The sequence below is a fragment of the uncultured Microbacterium sp. genome (genome assembly GCF_963521695.1).
In the GTDB taxonomy this organism is placed as follows: domain Bacteria; phylum Actinomycetota; class Actinomycetes; order Actinomycetales; family Microbacteriaceae; genus Microbacterium.
On the sequence record NZ_CAUQWC010000071.1, the window covers coordinates 1 to 14,913 of the forward strand.

17 protein-coding genes and 1 tRNA gene are annotated in these 14,913 nt (G+C 69.3%); 10 read left to right on the forward strand and 8 right to left on the reverse strand.

Annotated elements, in window-relative coordinates:
* A partial coding sequence (locus RWP81_RS07320) for a MerR family transcriptional regulator (protein ID WP_314454199.1) occupies nucleotides 1–594 on the reverse strand: 594 nt, incomplete at its 3' end.
* A 63-nt stretch (nucleotides 595–657) separates the two neighbouring features.
* Here RWP81_RS07320 and RWP81_RS07325 point away from each other — a divergent pair.
* Together RWP81_RS07325 and RWP81_RS07330 are read left to right on the forward strand one after the other, a co-directional pair.
* Nucleotides 658–1,158 (forward strand): DUF4188 domain-containing protein, encoded by a 501-nt coding sequence (locus RWP81_RS07325; RefSeq protein WP_314454200.1) that lies wholly within the window; start codon nucleotides 658–660, stop codon nucleotides 1,156–1,158.
* A 16-nt stretch (nucleotides 1,159–1,174) separates the two neighbouring features.
* A complete protein-coding gene (locus RWP81_RS07330) occupies nucleotides 1,175–2,035 on the forward strand; it encodes a sulfurtransferase (RefSeq protein ID WP_243223739.1) in 861 nt (286 codons plus the stop codon).
* Here the strand turns inward: RWP81_RS07330 and RWP81_RS07335 are convergent.
* Nucleotides 2,032–3,354, reverse strand: coding sequence for an NAD(P)/FAD-dependent oxidoreductase (locus RWP81_RS07335; protein WP_314454205.1), 1,323 nt, complete (start codon nucleotides 3,352–3,354; stop codon nucleotides 2,032–2,034). The two genes, RWP81_RS07330 and RWP81_RS07335, sit on opposite strands and share 4 nt — an antisense overlap.
* A 133-nt stretch (nucleotides 3,355–3,487) precedes the next feature.
* Nucleotides 3,488–4,306, reverse strand: coding sequence for a Cof-type HAD-IIB family hydrolase (locus RWP81_RS07340; RefSeq protein WP_314454208.1), 819 nt, complete (start codon nucleotides 4,304–4,306; stop codon nucleotides 3,488–3,490).
* Between the two features lie 122 nt (nucleotides 4,307–4,428).
* Here RWP81_RS07340 and RWP81_RS07345 point away from each other — a divergent pair, with 122 nt between their 5' ends.
* The 4 genes from RWP81_RS07345 to RWP81_RS07360 all read left to right on the forward strand — a co-directional run bounded on the left by RWP81_RS07345 (nucleotide 4,429) and on the right by RWP81_RS07360 (nucleotide 7,833).
* Complete coding sequence (locus tag RWP81_RS07345; RefSeq protein ID WP_314454211.1) at nucleotides 4,429–5,019, forward strand: class I SAM-dependent methyltransferase; 591 nt, start codon at nucleotides 4,429–4,431, stop codon at nucleotides 5,017–5,019.
* Nucleotides 5,016–5,906, forward strand: coding sequence for a PIG-L family deacetylase (locus RWP81_RS07350; protein ID WP_314454214.1), 891 nt, complete (start codon nucleotides 5,016–5,018; stop codon nucleotides 5,904–5,906). Before RWP81_RS07345 ends, RWP81_RS07350 begins: the two co-directional genes overlap by 4 nt.
* Before the next feature lie 71 nt (nucleotides 5,907–5,977).
* Nucleotides 5,978–6,928, forward strand: a complete 951-nt coding sequence (locus tag RWP81_RS07355) for a manganese catalase family protein (RefSeq protein ID WP_314454217.1) — start codon at nucleotides 5,978–5,980, stop codon at nucleotides 6,926–6,928.
* A 287-nt stretch (nucleotides 6,929–7,215) separates the two neighbouring features.
* Nucleotides 7,216–7,833 (forward strand): histidine phosphatase family protein, encoded by a 618-nt coding sequence (locus RWP81_RS07360; RefSeq protein ID WP_314454220.1) that lies wholly within the window; start codon nucleotides 7,216–7,218, stop codon nucleotides 7,831–7,833.
* 184 nt (nucleotides 7,834–8,017) lie between these two features.
* On the opposite strand, the gene RWP81_RS07365 is transcribed toward RWP81_RS07360, so the two are convergent.
* Nucleotides 8,018–8,797 carry a helix-turn-helix transcriptional regulator gene (locus RWP81_RS07365; protein ID WP_314454223.1) on the reverse strand — a complete coding sequence of 260 codons (780 nt, stop codon included), beginning with the start codon at nucleotides 8,795–8,797 and terminating at the stop codon, nucleotides 8,018–8,020.
* A gap of 138 nt (nucleotides 8,798–8,935) precedes the next feature.
* On the opposite strand from RWP81_RS07365, the gene RWP81_RS07370 reads away from it, so the two are divergent.
* Together RWP81_RS07370 and RWP81_RS07375 are read left to right on the forward strand one after the other, a co-directional pair.
* Nucleotides 8,936–9,736 (forward strand): methyltransferase domain-containing protein, encoded by an 801-nt coding sequence (locus RWP81_RS07370; protein WP_314454225.1) that lies wholly within the window; start codon nucleotides 8,936–8,938, stop codon nucleotides 9,734–9,736.
* 446 nt (nucleotides 9,737–10,182) lie between these two features.
* A complete protein-coding gene (locus RWP81_RS07375; RefSeq protein WP_314454228.1) occupies nucleotides 10,183–10,614 on the forward strand; it encodes a MarR family transcriptional regulator in 432 nt (143 codons plus the stop codon).
* Nucleotides 10,615–10,772: 158 nt separating this feature from the next.
* Here RWP81_RS07375 and RWP81_RS07380 read toward each other — a convergent pair whose 3' ends face one another.
* Nucleotides 10,773–12,269 (reverse strand): L-serine ammonia-lyase, iron-sulfur-dependent, subunit alpha, encoded by a 1,497-nt coding sequence (locus tag RWP81_RS07380; protein ID WP_314454231.1) that lies wholly within the window; start codon nucleotides 12,267–12,269, stop codon nucleotides 10,773–10,775.
* 146 nt (nucleotides 12,270–12,415) lie between these two features.
* Between RWP81_RS07380 and RWP81_RS07385 the strand changes: the two genes are divergently transcribed.
* Nucleotides 12,416–12,488: transfer RNA gene (locus RWP81_RS07385), tRNA-Arg, on the forward strand.
* 157 nt (nucleotides 12,489–12,645) lie between these two features.
* Here the strand turns inward: RWP81_RS07385 and RWP81_RS07390 are convergent.
* Genes RWP81_RS07390 through RWP81_RS07400 form a run of 3 tightly spaced genes read right to left on the reverse strand, consistent with a single transcriptional unit; the run spans nucleotide 12,646 to nucleotide 14,025 of the window.
* A complete protein-coding gene (locus tag RWP81_RS07390) occupies nucleotides 12,646–12,858 on the reverse strand; it encodes a hypothetical protein (protein WP_243223733.1) in 213 nt (70 codons plus the stop codon).
* Between the two features lie 53 nt (nucleotides 12,859–12,911).
* Nucleotides 12,912–13,553, reverse strand: a complete 642-nt coding sequence (locus RWP81_RS07395) for an asparagine synthase (RefSeq protein ID WP_314454235.1) — start codon at nucleotides 13,551–13,553, stop codon at nucleotides 12,912–12,914.
* 43 nt (nucleotides 13,554–13,596) lie between these two features.
* Entirely contained in the window at nucleotides 13,597–14,025 is a 429-nt protein-coding gene (locus RWP81_RS07400; protein ID WP_314454238.1) for a YdeI/OmpD-associated family protein, read from the reverse strand.
* Nucleotides 14,026–14,178: 153 nt separating this feature from the next.
* Here RWP81_RS07400 and RWP81_RS07405 point away from each other — a divergent pair.
* A partial coding sequence (locus RWP81_RS07405; protein ID WP_314454241.1) for an enoyl-CoA hydratase/isomerase family protein occupies nucleotides 14,179–14,913 on the forward strand: 735 nt, incomplete at its 3' end.

The following is a 14,913-nucleotide window of genomic DNA, read 5'->3' on the forward strand; positions in this document are numbered from 1 at the left end:
CGAGGCGGCCACCTGCTCCCCCACGCGCCGCAGGGCGAGGATCAGCGGCTCGACGAGCGCGGTCCCGAGGACGACGTAGCGCACGGCATCCTCGATCGATGTGTCGGGCGTCGCCGCGAGTTCTGCCTCGGCGATGGCGGAGAGGTGGACGAGGTACGCGTCCATGACCCGTTCCGGCACGGTGAACCCCGCCCGGTCCAGCGCGGCTAAAGCGTGGGCGACCGCGGCGACCTGGTCGGGGAAGCACTTCTCGGCGTCGCCGCCCATGCGCTCGAGCAGCGCGGTCGCCGCCGACAGGTCGATGTCGGCCGCGACCATCGGGGTGACAGCCGCGTTGGCGGCGCCGAGGAGGTCGTAGGGATTCGCGGGGGGCTCCTCCAGCACGCCGACCACCTTGCGCACACCCGCGATGCCGACGCCCGCGTCGACCAGAGCGCGGATGACACCCAGACGCTGCACGTGCGCGACACCGTACGTCGCCTGGGTGGGCGAGGTCCGCTCCCCCTCGGGCAGGAGCTTCTCGCGCAGGTAGTACTTGATCGTGGCGACCGGCACGCCGGCTCGCGTCGACAGTTCTGAGATCCGCACACTCACCCCTTGACTCGATAGCCCTACTATCCAACACTGGATAGCAATACTATCGAGTGAGGACGTGCCATGGCATCCATCAATCCGGGTCGGATGACCCACCGTTACGACGGCGAACTCGTCGTCTTCCACATCGGGATGACCGTCAACAAATGGTGGCGAATAGACCAGTGGATGCCGCTCATGGGCGACATGCCGCGGATGCTCCGCGAGCTGAGCGTCGACCCCGACTCGGGCCTGCTCGGATTCTCGATGCTCCTCGGGGCTCGCGGGCCCTACCTCGTGCAGTACTGGTCCTCGCTCGAGAAGCTCTACGCGTACGCCTCCGCTCCCCAGCAGGAGCACCGACCGGCGTGGACGCGCTTCAACAAGCGCGCGAAGAAGACGCCCGGTGCGGTCGGGATCTGGCACGAGACCTACGTCGTCGAACGGGCCGAGACCATCTACGTCGCGACGCCGCCGATGGGCCTGCCCCAGGCGACCGAGACCGTGCCGGTCACGTCGCGCCACGACCGGGCGCGGGCACGCGTGGCCGATGGTCGGACGCACGGCGACACGGCACGTGGCTGAGGGCCAGACTGGGGGAATGGCCTCGATCCTCACCACCGCTCCCGAGCTGCACGCCGCCCTCGCCGCGGGGGCGTACCCCGACGGCGGGCCCGTGCGGGTCCTCGACGTCCGCTGGCGGCTCGACCGGCCCGACGGACTTCCCGACTACCGCAACGGGCACATCCCCGGCGCGCAATACGTCGACCTCGACCACGACCTCGCGGCGCACGGCGATCCGACTGACGGGCGGCATCCGATCCCGCCGATCGAGACCCTGCAGGCCGCCGCACGGCGATGGGGCGTCGACGCGGGAGACACGGTGGTCGTCTACGACGATCTGAAGAACATGTCGAGCGCACGGGCGTGGTGGCTGCTGCGCCACGCCGGCGTCGACGACGTGCGGCTGCTCGACGGATCGCTACGGGCGTGGACCGACGCCGGTTTCGACCTGGAGGACGGGGATGCCGAGACACCCGCGCCGGGCTCGGTCTCGCTGTCCTACGGGGCGCTACCGGTGCTCGAGCTCGACGCCGTCGGCGGGTTCGCCGACGAGGATCTGCTTTTGGACGCCCGCGCGGGCGAGCGCTATCGGGGCGAGGTCGAGCCGATCGACCCGCGCGCGGGGCACGTGCCGGGCGCCGTGAGCGCGCCGACGACCGAGAACGTCGGCGCCGACGGACGGTTCCGCTCACCCGACGAGCTGCGGTCGCGGTTCCGGATGCTGGGGGCCGAGGACGGCGTATCGGTCGGCGTCTACTGCGGTTCCGGCGTCACGGCGGCGCACCAGGCGGTGGCGCTCACCCTCGCGGGCTACGAACCGCGCGTGTTCCCCGGGTCGTGGAGCCAGTGGTCGAACCATCCCGAGCTGCCCGTTGCCACGGGGCCCGACCCCCGCTAGGCCCAGAGGTCGCTGACGGGGATCGCCCTGCCCAGCACGTTCTGCGCCGCACGGTGACCTGAGAGCATCGCGCCGGGCACGGTCGCGGGGTCGTCGCCCCACGTCGCCTCCCCCGCCAGGTGCAGGACGCCTCCCACCGGCTCGGCGAGATCATCGTGGTCGGCGCTGATGGACCCCGGCAGCATGTACGCGTAGGAGCCGCGCGAGAACGGGTCGTCCTGCCAGCGGGTCACGACCGCGCTGGTGGGCTCGGGCACCGCGTCGCCGTAGAGCCGGCGAAGCTGGGCGAGGGTGGACGCCACGATCTCGTCGTCGCTCCAGGCACGCGTGGCCATCGCCGCGGGTCCAGCGGCGAAAGTCAGCAGCGCGGGTTCGTCGTGCAGGCGCCCGAGGTCGTACCAGGAGTGCCACCACTGCCCCTCGTCGCCCAGCTGACGGATGCCGTACACGTCGGCATCCCAGAACCGTTCGGCGAATCGCAGCACGACCTTCTCGAACGCGTTCATCCGCAGCAGGCCGAGCGCACGGCGGTGTCGTTCGGGCAGCGGGGGCTCGATGACGACGTCACCGGCGTTCAGGACGCCGACGGGCACGGTCACGACGGCGTCGGCGGCGGCGAAGGTGCCCTGGTCTGTGTCGACCTCAACGCCCGTCGTCGACCACCGCACCGCTGAGGCGACGTGCGCGAGGCGCAGGTCGAGCCCCTCGGCGAGATGCTGTGCGAGCTCGTCGTACCCCTGCGGGAAGACCACCTCGTCGCCGTTCACGGTGTCGTCGTCCAGGCCGTGGGCACCGAGGCCCTCCCCTCCGACGCCGTACTGCTCCTGCGCACGCCGGTCGTTGTACTCGCGCACGCGCTCCTTCCGCTCCGCGTCCCACTCCTGCGCCCCCAGAGCCGCCTCCACGACATCCGCGTACGTCGCGTCGGCCGGGGCGTCGGCGATGACGTCGACCAGCGTCGCGTTCAGCGCGCGCACGTCGTCGGCATACTGCCGAACGGCGGGGACGTCGAGCCGCCGACCCGCCGCGTCGAAATAGGTCAGCGGACGGCTGTCGGGCTGGTAGCCGCCGACCGTGAACTCCACCATCGGCATCCCGAAGGCTCGGGCGGCCTCGGCCACCGGGCTGTCGGTGATGCCGTGGATCCACGAGGCTCCCCGGTCGGTGACGTGCCCGTCGGCGCGGTCGGTGAAGACGCGACCGCCTACACGGTCACGCGCCTCGAGCACGACGACGCGGCGTCCCGCGCGAGCGAGCAGCCGGGCGGCGGCGAGGCCCGCCACCCCCGCACCCACGACGATGGTGTCGACCGTCTCCATGTGTCCTCCGGGCTCTCGGTTCCCGCGACGGTACAGCGGTCGCGGGGGTGGCGGCATCCGCCGCTCCGGAGAACCGGCGATGCCCGGGTGGACGCCGCGTACAGCGTCGGCCGGCGGCGGCGCGGTCTGAGGCTCAGGACTCGGGGAACAGCTCGGCGAGGGTGGTGGGGACACCGTGGTCGGTGTTCGACGGGGCGCGGTGACGGGCCCGGGCGACGACCTCCGGGTGGGCGTTGGCCATGGCGTACGACCAGTCGGCGGCATCCATCATCTCGAGATCGTTGAGATAGTCGCCGAACGCCGCCGTCTGGGCGGGGGTGACCGCGAGGGCGGTCTGGAGCCGGCGGAGGGCCGCGCCCTTGTCGACGCCGGGGTTCATGATGTCGACCCAGTGCGGCGACGACACCACCACGCGATGCGTCGCCGCGATGTCGTCGAGTGCGCGCCCCACGCTGTGCGCGGCCACAGCGAAGTCGTAGACGGCGATCTTGAGGACGTCGTCATGGACGGCGAGCACGTCGTCGACCTCTTCGAGCGCGGCGTAATAGGTCGACGCCTGGGCCCGGAACGCGTCATCGGTGCGCTCGATGTAGGCGGAACGCTTGCCGCACACGACGACACCGAGGTCGTACCCCTCTGCCGCGAGTGACCGCAGTCGGCGGACCGCGCGTTCGACGACCTGCGCATCGAGGGCGTCGGACGCCACCTCGACCCCGGCGCGCACGACGTACGCTCCGTTCTCGGCGATGAAGGTCATGGCATCCGCCGCCTCGCCGAACGTGGCACGCAGGGTCGCGAGCTGTCTTCCAGATGCCGGGACGAAGGCGACTCCGCGATCCGCGAGTCGAGGGAGAAGCTCCCACAACGGTTCGGGGACGTTCCCGTCCCCGTCGAGCAGTGTTCCGTCCATGTCGACGGCGACCAGGCGGATGTCGTGGGTCACGGCATCCATCCTCTCAGCCACGGAAAGCGGCGCGAAAACCCCTCAACCCCTGGGAGGTCCCGGAAACACGCGCGGGTGCATGCGACTATGAGAAGGACGATCGCCCGATCGCGCCGACCAATGGAGAGCGGATGCCCCCCATCTGGAGACGAATCGTTCCCCGCAGCGTGCGTCTGCGCAGCAGACTGCGGCTGAAGAACGGCCGCTGGCGTCTCGCGACGCCCGACCGCGTCCTGCTCGAAGACGTCATCGTGCCCGAGTTCCTCGGCAAGGACGACATCCGGCGCATGCTCGATGTCGGAGTTGCCTGGTACACCCGCACCTATCCGCGGCTGTACCGGGGCATCGAGTACCACTCGATCGACGTCGACCCCGCGATGAAGCGCATCGCCGGACGCCACCATCACACCCTCTCGATGACCGATCTCGCGATGGTCTACCCCGCCGACACCTTCGATCTGGTCGTGTGCAACGGCGTGTTCGGATGGGGACTCGACACCGCGGACGATGTCGCGCGCGGCCTCGAGGCGTGCGCGGACGTCCTCCGGCCGGGCGGGTGGCTCGTGGTGGGCTGGAACGACATGGAGGGGCGGCGCATCCCCGACCTCGACACGCTCGCAGCCCTCCGCTTCGAGCGCGCGGTGCTCCCCGCGGCGCGCGCCGACCACATCGTGACATCGACCCCCTACGCCCACCGATACGACTTCTTCACCCGCCGGTGAGCGCGTCGACGCCGATGATCGCCGGGATCTGGGCTCACTACGATGACGATCTGCTCTTCGCCGTGCCGACGATCGACGAGGCGATCCTCGCCGGTCACGGTGTCCGGCAGCTCTTCCTGACCGCCTCGGACGCCGGCAGCGGCATGTCGCGGTACGTCGACGGTCGTGAGACGGGCATCCGCGCCGCCTACGACGTCATGCGCGGATCGGCGACGGCCTGGTCGGATCGACGGACGGTGCTGTCGAACGGCGTCACCGTCATGACGACCTCGCCGGACGACGACCCCCGGATCTCCCTGTCGTTCCTGCGGCTGCCGGATGGCGGTCTCACCGGCGGCGGCTGGTACGCGACCGGTTACCGCACGATCACCAAGCTCCTCGGCGGGGCGGTCTCGTCGCTGGCGACGCTCGACAGCGGCCAGGACGTCACCGTTGCCCGGCTCATCACCACGATCGCCGCATTCGTCGCCGAGGCGGGAGCGACCCAGGTCTTCACGACCCTGCCCGATTTCGCACCGGCCAGCGAGGGCGACCACCCCGACCATGGCGGCGCGGGCCGGCTCGTGGCCGCAGCGGTCGACGCGGGACTCCTCGACGGCGCGATCGTCCGGTACGCCGTCGGATATCCGGGCCGCACGTGGCCGGCCAACCTCGACGACGGGGCGGTCGCTCGCAAGCTCGCCGTCTTCGCCGCCTACGGCGCGCACGATGAGGTCGTGTGCCGCGCTCCGGAGGCCTACCTCGAGACTCCCGGACTCGGCGACTGGCTGCAGCGCGAGCATCTCATCGACGACCACGACATCGTGCGGCCCTCCCCGCCCTCCGTCGGCGGTCAGGCCGGCCGTGCGGCGACGTCGAATCAAGAGAGGGTACCCGGCGAGGCCTGAAAAGGCGAGGGCCGCGCGCGGACCCCCGGATGCCGCAGACACTTCGAGGATCATCCCCCCTTGGAGGCAGCATGTACTTCCACCTGCAGGAATTCATCAACGAGATCGCCCAGGACGAGCCCGATCCCGCCGCAGCGAACGCGCTGCAGGAGGGACTCGGCGGGCAGTTCGGCGAGATGCGCACGATGATGCAGTACCTCTTCCAGAGCATCAATTTCCGCGGACCGTCGGGGAAGGCCTACAAGGACCTGATCCAAGGCATCGGAACGGAGGAGATCAGCCATGTCGAGCTCATCGGCACCACGATCGCGCGCCTGCTGGACGGCTCCCCCGCCTACCAGGGCAAGCCGGCCGATCCCGTGGATCAGCCCGGCGCCGGCGGCGCCACACCGCTGAGCATCGCGGTGGATCACGGCAACATCCACCACTACCTCGTGGGCGCACAGGGTGCGCTGCCCGTGGACGCGGCGGGCAACCCGTGGTCGGGGAGCTACGTCTACAACTCCGGCAATCTCGTGCTCGACCTGCTGTACAACCTGATGCTGGAATCCACTGGGCGCCTGCAGAAATGCCGCCTCTACGAGATGACCGACAACAAGATGGCACGCAGCACCATCTCCTACCTCATCGTGCGCGACCAGGCGCACGAGAACGCGTACGCGAAAGCACTCGAAACGCTGGGGGTCAACTGGCGCACCTCCCTGCCCATCCCGAAGACGAACGCCGAGCAGTTCCCGGAGGTGAAGCGGCTCGTCGACCTGGGCCTGCAGAGCAAGCAGTACTCGTTCGATCTCGGGAACCAGTCGGAGGCGGGCAGGATCTTCCAGGGCGCGTCGCCGTCCAACGACGGCACACAGCTGGACGCCAGCGAGCAGGCGCCCGTCGGGACGCCGATCACCGTGGCCGCCGAGCGCCCGGAGGAATTCTCGCCGGGAGCCGACGCCGAGCTGCGCAAACTGATCGAAGCGACGGCCGCGATGGAGATGGCGGACATCGACGCCACGTTCGGACGGATGAAGTAGGACCCCCGCGCGCCGCGCCCCGCGAGCCGGAGGTGCGGCGCGAGCACCCGCCCCGCGTGCGCGCCGCTCGCGCGAGGGAGAGAAACCTCTGAATAACGAAAAGATCACGGACGCCTCTTCCGCTCCGTTACCTCACCGTTATAGAGTGCATGCACGGTAGTTGTTTTGCTGTGGCACCTACCGACATGTGATTGCAGGACACTCTGGTGCAGGACCGGGCCGGTCGGGATCCCCGACCGGCCCGTCTTCGTCTGTACGGCGCCGCCTCCCGGCGCGAGGATGGACACGTGAAGGACGCAGAGCTGACCGAACCCGACGGCCGCATCGTGCTCGTGCGGCACGGCGAGACCCAATGGAGCCGAAGCGGGCGGCACACGGGCCTCACCGACATCCCGTTGACCGAGACGGGCGCCTACAAAGCCGAGCTCGCCGGCACCCTGCTCGCGACGAGGCGCTACGACCTCGTGCTGACGAGTCCGCTTCGTCGTGCCGTCGAGACGGCCACCCGCGCCGGGTACCCGGACGCCCGGCCGGAGCGGCGCTTGGTCGAATGGGACTACGGCGCATACGAGGGCCTGACGACGCCCGAGATCGTCGAACGCCTCGGCCACGCGTGGACGGTGTGGGACGGAACGCCCCCGGGGGAGACACCCGGCGAGACGGTCGCCCAGGTCACGGCCCGGGCCGAGTCCCTGCTCGGCGAACTCCGCCCGCGGGTGCGGGCCGGGGAGCAGATCCTGCTGTTCTCGCACGGACACTTCCTGCGCGCGCTCGCCGGCACGTGGCTCGGCCTCACCGCCGCCGGCGGCCGCTTCTTCGTGCTGGGCACATCGGCGGTGAGCGAGCTGAGCTTCGAGCACGGCACCGAGGTCATCACGCAGTGGAACCACGTGCGCGGGCGGTGAATGTCCGATGACATTGAATCTGTATTTTTTGCCAGTGATTCTGTGGCCAAGTTCCGCAGACCACAGGAGAGCGTCGGCCCCAAGTGCTTCGCCCATTGGTCTGGCAGCGACAGTGATTGTGTAGTTCATCGGAGCCTCGCCCGTCTTTCTCGGCAATAGCGGATCGGTGAGGGCGACCGATCCGTCATCGCTGTTTTGAGTCGAGCCACAGCGTCATGCGGAGTCCGTCCTCGGGGAGGTAGAGAACTTCATGGCGACGCGCGACCACGTCGCCAGCGTGGGTTCGCAGGTGCTTGATCGATGTACGTCGACACTCGACGATATGGCCGCTCCACCACGCTTCGAACTGCGGGCTTGTCGCGCTCAGTTCGCCAACGAGCACCTGCAACTCGGGGTCCTGAAGATCATCCGCGTTGGCGGCTCTCAAATGTGCGACGGCGCCATGAGCGAGCTCTTCCCACTCGACAAAGGTGGTTCGCGCTCTTGGATCGTTCACGAGATAACGACAAGTGTTGCGCTGCGCTGGCGGGATACCCTCAAAGCCGTCATAGAGGGTCACTCCCTCCGTGTTCGCTGCGACCATGTAGCTCAATCGGTCGAGCACGTATGCGGGGTGCGGGCGGACCGCTTCGACCAACGCAGTCATCCGATCCCTTAACGCGTCATCGACCCCTCGCTCGGCGATCAGGGCTGAGGGGCCACGACTTCGAAGACGATAGAGGTGCTCCGTAGCGTCGGCGGTGAGCCGGAGTGTTCGGGCGAGCGCATCCAACACAGCATCGCTGGGGTTGGTCTCGCGGCCTTGTTCGAGGCGGATGTAGTAGTCAATGCTGACGCCCGAAGCTGCAGCCACTTCCTCGCGCCGCAGACCCGTGACGCGTCGTCGAGTCGTCCTCGCCGGCGGAGGCTCGAGGGCGGCGTCAGCACGCCTGGCGCGAAGGAAGTCCCCGAGTTCATGAGCCATACAGAAACTCTCTCAGACCCTGCGGCAGCTTCGCGGAAAGGGGGTGCGCCACACCTATGAGTGGCCCGGTCTTCTCATGGCGTTCCCACTGAACGAGGCTGAGGCCGACCCCCCAGCACCGGATTCCTTGGAGATCTCATGGCGACCTACCCCCACGGCTATCACGAGTCCGTGTTGCGATCACACCGCTCCCGAACTGCGGAGAACTCCGCGGCCCACCTCTTGCCATTGCTCAAGCCGACTGATCGACTCCTCGACGTGGGCGCCGGCGCCGGGACGATCACGGCAGACCTCGCTCAGCACGTCCAGTCCGTGAGCGCGACGGAGATCGGACCGGATGAGCTGGCGCTGACGCAGACGACAGCTGCGGAGCGCGGCGTGAGCAACATCGACTTTCGAACGGCCGACATTCATGCGCTTCCCTTCGACGACGCCAGCTTTGATGTGACACACGCACATCAGGTGCTCCAGCACGTCGCTGATCCCGTTCAGGCGTTGCGCGAAATGGCTCGGGTGACGAAGCCCGGTGGGATCGTCGCTATCCGAGATACCGACCATGCGGGCTGGTGCTGGTGGCCGGAGCTGCCCGCGCTCGACTCCTGGCTGAGGATCTATCGTGATGTCGCTCGCCTGAATGGTGGAGAACCGGATGCCGGTCGGCGCTTGCTGTCCTGGGCGCATTCGGCAGGCTTCACGGACGTTGCCGTCACGTCGAGTACGTGGTGCTACGCGTCGGCTGAGCAGCGCGAATGGTGGGGTGGCATGTGGGCGGATCGCATTCTCAACTCCGCAATCACGGGCCGGCTCACCGCCGCCGGACTGGCTGACCACAACGAGCTTCGCGAGATCAGCGACGCGTGGAAACAGTGGGCGGCGGACGAAGACGGATGGATCTCGATACTCCACGGCGAGCTGATCTACCGGGTCCCGGAAGAGTAGACCTGTCTCTCAGATCGTGAACGCGAGAGCCAGGAGTCAAAGGAAAACGGGCCGGGGCGGCGCGCGGCGCGCCGCCCACCGACATGGGGGCTCGCTCTGGCGTTCTCTTCTTCGGGAGCAGCTACTTTGCCGAGAGTGAAGATGCGGCCCCGACGACCCCTGACGGCGCCCGTGGAACACCCCGTGAAAATCGGTCACGAAAATGTAACGATGGCCTCTTCCCTTCCGTTACCCCACCGTTATAGAGTGCTCGCACGGTAGTTGTTTTGCTGTGGCAGCTACCGACATGTGATTGCAGGACACTCTTGGTGCAGGGACAAGGGCCGGTCGGAAGCCTCTCCGACCGGCCCTTACTCTGTCCGGCCCTCGCACGGCGCCATATCGCACCCGACGCAAGGGGCGGAACGTCGGGCCGGAACGGGCACGGTCGGCTCTACGCTGAAGGGGTGACCGATCGACGCCTCGCCGTGCAGGCCTGGGAGAGCCTCTTCCGCGCGCAGCACGAGGTGTTCGAAGACATCCGCGGCGATTTCGACAGCACCGAGCTGACGCAGGCGGAGTACGACGTGCTGCTCACCGTCACTCGGGCGCCGCAGATGACGGCGAGACTCCGCGACGTCACCGGCAACATGCTCATCAGCCAGCCCAGCGTCTCGCGTCTGGTCGAGCGGATGGTCACGCGGGGGCTGCTGACCAAGTGCGCCGACCCGGAGGACGGTCGCGGCTCGCTCGTGTCCGCCACCGAGAACGGCGCGGTGGTGTTCCGCCGACTGGCCGCCGCGCACGGCCGCTCGATCGCCGAGCGCATGGCCCGCCTCGACAACGACGAGCTCGCGCAGTTGCACGCGCTCACCGCGAAGCTCCGCGCCGGGGCCTGACCGCAGCACTGGCCGTGTGCGTCGGGGCCGGCGCGAACCGCAACCCGCCCTGTCGCGGCGAAGCCACATCCGTTCGCCGAACCTGCGGGTCCTCGCGCGCAGTCCGATGCAGTCTCGCGACACCTCTGATCTCGCGGCATCCGGTCGGGCACCGCGCCTCAGCACTCGATGACGTTGACCGCGAGGCCGCCCTCGCTGGTCTCCTTATACTTCGTCGACATGTCGATGCCCGTCTGACGCATCGTCTCGACGACCGCGTCGAGCGAGACGTAGTGACTGCCGTCGCCGCGCAGGGCGAGGCGCGCGGCGGTCACGGCCGTGGACGCGGCGATCGCGTTCCGCTCGATGCACGGGATCTGCACGAGCCCCCCGACCGGGTCGCACGTGAGGCCCAGGTGATGCTCCATCGCGATCTCGGCCGCGTTCTCGATCTGCCGGTTCGTGCCGCCCATGACGGCGGTGAGGCCGCCCGCCGCCATCGCACATGCGGAGCCGACCTCGGCCTGGCATCCGCCCTCCGCCCCCGAGATCGACGCATTGGCCTTGAAGAGCGAGCCCAGCGCCGTCGCCGTCAGCAGGAAACGGCGGATGCCCCGACGGCGGTTCGCCTCGGCGACATCGCCGTCATCCCACCCCGAGACCTCGGTGCGCGTGACCGCGTGACCGTCGTAGCCGAGCAGCGCGCTGCCGACGAGTTCGCCGTGCGGTGTCACGGCGTTGCCGATGCCGAGGCCGGAGTCGGCGAGGAAGCGCCACCAGTACATGGCCACGGCCGGCAAGATGCCCGCCGCTCCGTTCGTCGGCGCGGTGACGACCCGCCCGCCCGCCGCGTTCTCTTCGTTCACGGCGAGGGCGAAGGCGCCGAGCCACTCCCCCGGGAGTTCTCGGTGCCCCTCGGCCTCGATCGCGTCGAGCTGACCACGGATGACGGAGGCTCGGCGCTTGACCTTCAGGATGCCGGGCAGCACGCCGTCGTTCTGCAGGCCCGCGTTGACGCAGGCAGCCATGGCATCCCAGATGCGGTCGAGGCCGGCGGCGATCTCTTCGTCGGAGCGCAGCGCTTCTTCGTTGAGCCGCGCAGCCTCGGCGATCGTGATCCCGCGCTCGTCGCACAGCGCGATGAGGGTGGCCGCGTCGTCGAACGCGAGGGGCATCGGCGCCGCGGACACCCGCGCCGGCTCGCCGTCGCGTCGGATGAAGCCTCCGCCGATGGAGTAGTACGTGTCGTCCGCGACCACCGCGCCGTGGGTGTCGCGCGCGACGACGGTCATGGCGTTGGGGTGACCGGGCAGACGCGTTCGGGGCTCGAGCGAGATGTGGGACCTCGCGAACGGGATCTCGTGCGTCCCGGCCAGAGAGAGGAGACGCCCGTCGGGCCAGTCCGACCACGCCCGTCGCACGGCATCCGGATCGACCGTCTCGGGATCGAGGCCCTGTAGCCCCGCGACGACCGCGTCGGGGGTGCCATGGCCGATACCGGTCGCGCCGAGTGAGCCGTAGAGGGCACACGAGACGGATGCCACCCGCTCGAGGGCGTCGTCGCCCCGCAGCCGTGTGACGAAATCGACAGCGGCCTTCATGGGGCCGACGGTGTGGGAGCTCGAGGGTCCGATCCCGATGGAGAACAGCTCGAACGCGGAGGTGTATGCGCTCATCCCGTCAGCGTACGTCGCCCTCCCGACACCGGCCGGTTACCCCCGCGCCACGCCCGGGATGCGTGACGTTCGGGGCCGATTAGACGTCCCCCACGGTCCCGGCTATGCTGGACCACGGCCTGCGCGCCGTTTCGCGCGGAGGCCCTGCGCCCGTAGCTCAATGGATAGAGCATCTGACTACGGATCAGAAGGTTAGGGGTTCGAGTCCCTTCGGGCGCACACTGTGTTGAGACAGTGATCAGCCCCGGCCGTGAGGAAACTCCGGCCGGGGCTTTTTTCGTCCCCGGCGCCCGCACTCCGGGCGCGTGAGGCGCCAGAACCGTCGCCTCGAGAGCCGTCGGCGCGACACTTCTCGACACCTCACGCGGGAGGCGACTCAGCCCGAGGCGGACGCCTCGCCGCGATGGGCGGCGTCCATCTCCTCCGAGTGCAGGTGCAGGATCGCCAGCGACTCGCGGAGCGAGCCGAGCGGCGCCTCGATGTCGTCGTAGTGGTGCACGAAGCCGTTGGCATCCCGCGCGCTCACCGACACCAGCGCGTAACCGGGACGCGGCACCCGCGCCTTTCGACCGAACCGTCGCTCCGCCATGGCATCCACCTTCCGTCGCGGCCGAGATTACCGCGGCCGGCGCGTGACACCCGTCAGCGCGCGGCCGACTTCTTCTTCTTGCCGGTCTTGCCGCCGCCCGTCGTGGGCGGAGGGGCCGCGTCGACCGCCGCCTTGTCTGCGACGGTCCTGTCTTTCGCCCGTCGTTTCGCCTGCGAGGCGAGGCGGGCGAGATCGACCATGCGCAGGGCATCCATGCGGGCCTTGCGCATCTGGGCGTACTCGGGATCAGCGTCTGCCGTCATGCCCTCGACGTCGAGTCTCTGGCTGAGGTTCGCCTCGACGTCGCCCCAGGCTGCGATCCGCGCGTCGGCGACCAGACCGGCCACCCGATCCGCGTCACCCGCGAACGTGCGGAGTTCTTTCGCCACTCCCCGCGACTGCTTGGCACGCCGGCGCAGATTACGGGTGTCGCGGTCGCGATAGTCGTGCGTACCCGAGGAGTCCGAGAACCGCCCCCACGCACGCTTGCGCTGGTGCGTCACCCGGTCGGCAGCCTGGTCCTGCTCGTCGGCGAGCGAGCTGAGGACGGCGCGGGCGAATTCGGCGAAGACATCGCTCTCGAACTGACCGCCGCGGGCGATCGTCTCGACGAGGATGCGATTGCGCACGGCGAGCCGCGCCGCCGCTGTCGCGATCGACAGCCCCTCGGCGATGGCCTCATTCGTGCGCCCCACGGAACCTCCCGTCCCAGGCTATCGTCCGCGGGGGGCGCCGCACTCAGATGAGCTTGTCGACCACGGCCGCGATGCGTCGCGCGCGGGTGTCCGCCGCCTTCGCGGACACGACGCTGGTGACGTGCGCCTTCCGAGCACTCGGCGACAGGGCGTCGAACGACGGGCGCGCACCCGACTCCGCCAGCGCGGCGGCGAGGTCGTTGGGGACCTCGACCGTCCGCGGCGTCGTGTCGAGCGTCAGCGTGACGGTGATGGCATCCCCACCCGACAAACCCGTGGCCGCCCGCTTGTCGGACGAGAACGGGATGAGGAAACGCCCGCCCCTCACGCCGATCGTGCTGGCGTAGCCGTAGCCGTTGACGTCGACCATGACGGCGGCGCGCTTTCCGCCGCGGAGCTCATCGACGACGGCGGGCGGCACCTCGATGCCGGTGTTGTTCCCCATCTGGAAGAGAGTCGTTTCGAAGCGCATGCGGCACAGTGTGCCAGAGCTCCCGGTCGGCCGTGCAGGGGACATCCGCCCCCGCGTCCGGCAATCCGCCGCCCCGCGGGCTCCGAAGATCATGTGGCGGCGGTGCGGAAAGCACGAGCTGCCGGTGGGGCGCACCGACGACTGGCTGGATTCATGACTGAACCCGTACGACTGCATATTTCCGACGGCGTGGCCCGGGTCACCCTGAACCGACCCGACAACGGCAACGCGATCAGCCTCGACCTCGCGCGGGCTCTCCGTCGCGTCGTGGCGCGCATCGCCGACATCGCACCGCGAGTCGTGGTGCTCACGGGCGACGGGGGCACCTTCTGCTCGGGTGGCGACGTGGTCGAGATGGCCGCAGCCGACGACCTCGGCGACTTCGTGTACGAACTCGCGACGACCTTCCACGGAGCGCTCGCGAACCTGGCTGACATCGACGCGGTCATCATCGCGGCGGTCGACGGTGTCGCGGCAGGCGGCGGGCTCGGGCTCGCGCTCTGCGCCGATGTGGTCCTCGCCTCCGATCGCGCCCTCTTCCTCACCGCCTACGAGGCCATCGGGCTGAGCCCCGACAGCGGTGCGTCGTACCTCCTCCCCCGGGTCATCGGCGCCTCCCGCGCGCGCGCCATGAGCGCGGTCGGTCTTCGACTGGATGCCGCGGCGGCCCACGACATCGGTCTGGTGCACGCCGTCACGCCGTCGGCCGATCTCGACGACGCCGTGTGGGCGATGGCCACCCGGCTCGCCGCGCGTCCGCAGACTCACATGGCCGCATCGCGCGCCCTGTTCCGCGGCGCGGACCCGCAGGAGTTCCGTCGCCACCTCGACGCGGAGGCGCAGGCGATCAGCGCCGCGGCCGCGTCGCCCGACGCTGCGCGCCTGATC

Bases quoted from the DNA above. Each gene is read 5' to 3' on its own strand.
- RWP81_RS07370 (WP_314454225.1), top strand. From the start codon at position 8,936: ATGGCGACCTACCCCCACGGCTATCACGAGTCCGTGTTGCGATCACAC.
- RWP81_RS07335 (WP_314454205.1), bottom strand. From the start codon at position 3,354: ATGGAGACGGTCGACACCATCGTCGTGGGTGCGGGGGTGGCGGGCCTC.
- RWP81_RS07355 (WP_314454217.1), top strand. From the start codon at position 5,978: ATGTACTTCCACCTGCAGGAATTCATCAACGAGATCGCCCAGGACGAG.
- RWP81_RS07340 (WP_314454208.1), bottom strand. From the start codon at position 4,306: ATGGATGCCGTGACCCACGACATCCGCCTGGTCGCCGTCGACATGGAC.
- RWP81_RS07330 (WP_243223739.1), top strand. From the start codon at position 1,175: ATGGCCTCGATCCTCACCACCGCTCCCGAGCTGCACGCCGCCCTCGCC.
- RWP81_RS07365 (WP_314454223.1), bottom strand. From the start codon at position 8,797: ATGGCTCATGAACTCGGGGACTTCCTTCGCGCCAGGCGTGCTGACGCC.
- RWP81_RS07380 (WP_314454231.1), bottom strand. From the start codon at position 12,269: ATGAGCGCATACACCTCCGCGTTCGAGCTGTTCTCCATCGGGATCGGA.
- RWP81_RS07325 (WP_314454200.1), top strand. From the start codon at position 658: ATGGCATCCATCAATCCGGGTCGGATGACCCACCGTTACGACGGCGAA.
- RWP81_RS07345 (WP_314454211.1), top strand. From the start codon at position 4,429: ATGCCCCCCATCTGGAGACGAATCGTTCCCCGCAGCGTGCGTCTGCGC.
- RWP81_RS07400 (WP_314454238.1), bottom strand. From the start codon at position 14,025: ATGCGCTTCGAAACGACTCTCTTCCAGATGGGGAACAACACCGGCATC.
- RWP81_RS07390 (WP_243223733.1), bottom strand. From the start codon at position 12,858: ATGGCGGAGCGACGGTTCGGTCGAAAGGCGCGGGTGCCGCGTCCCGGT.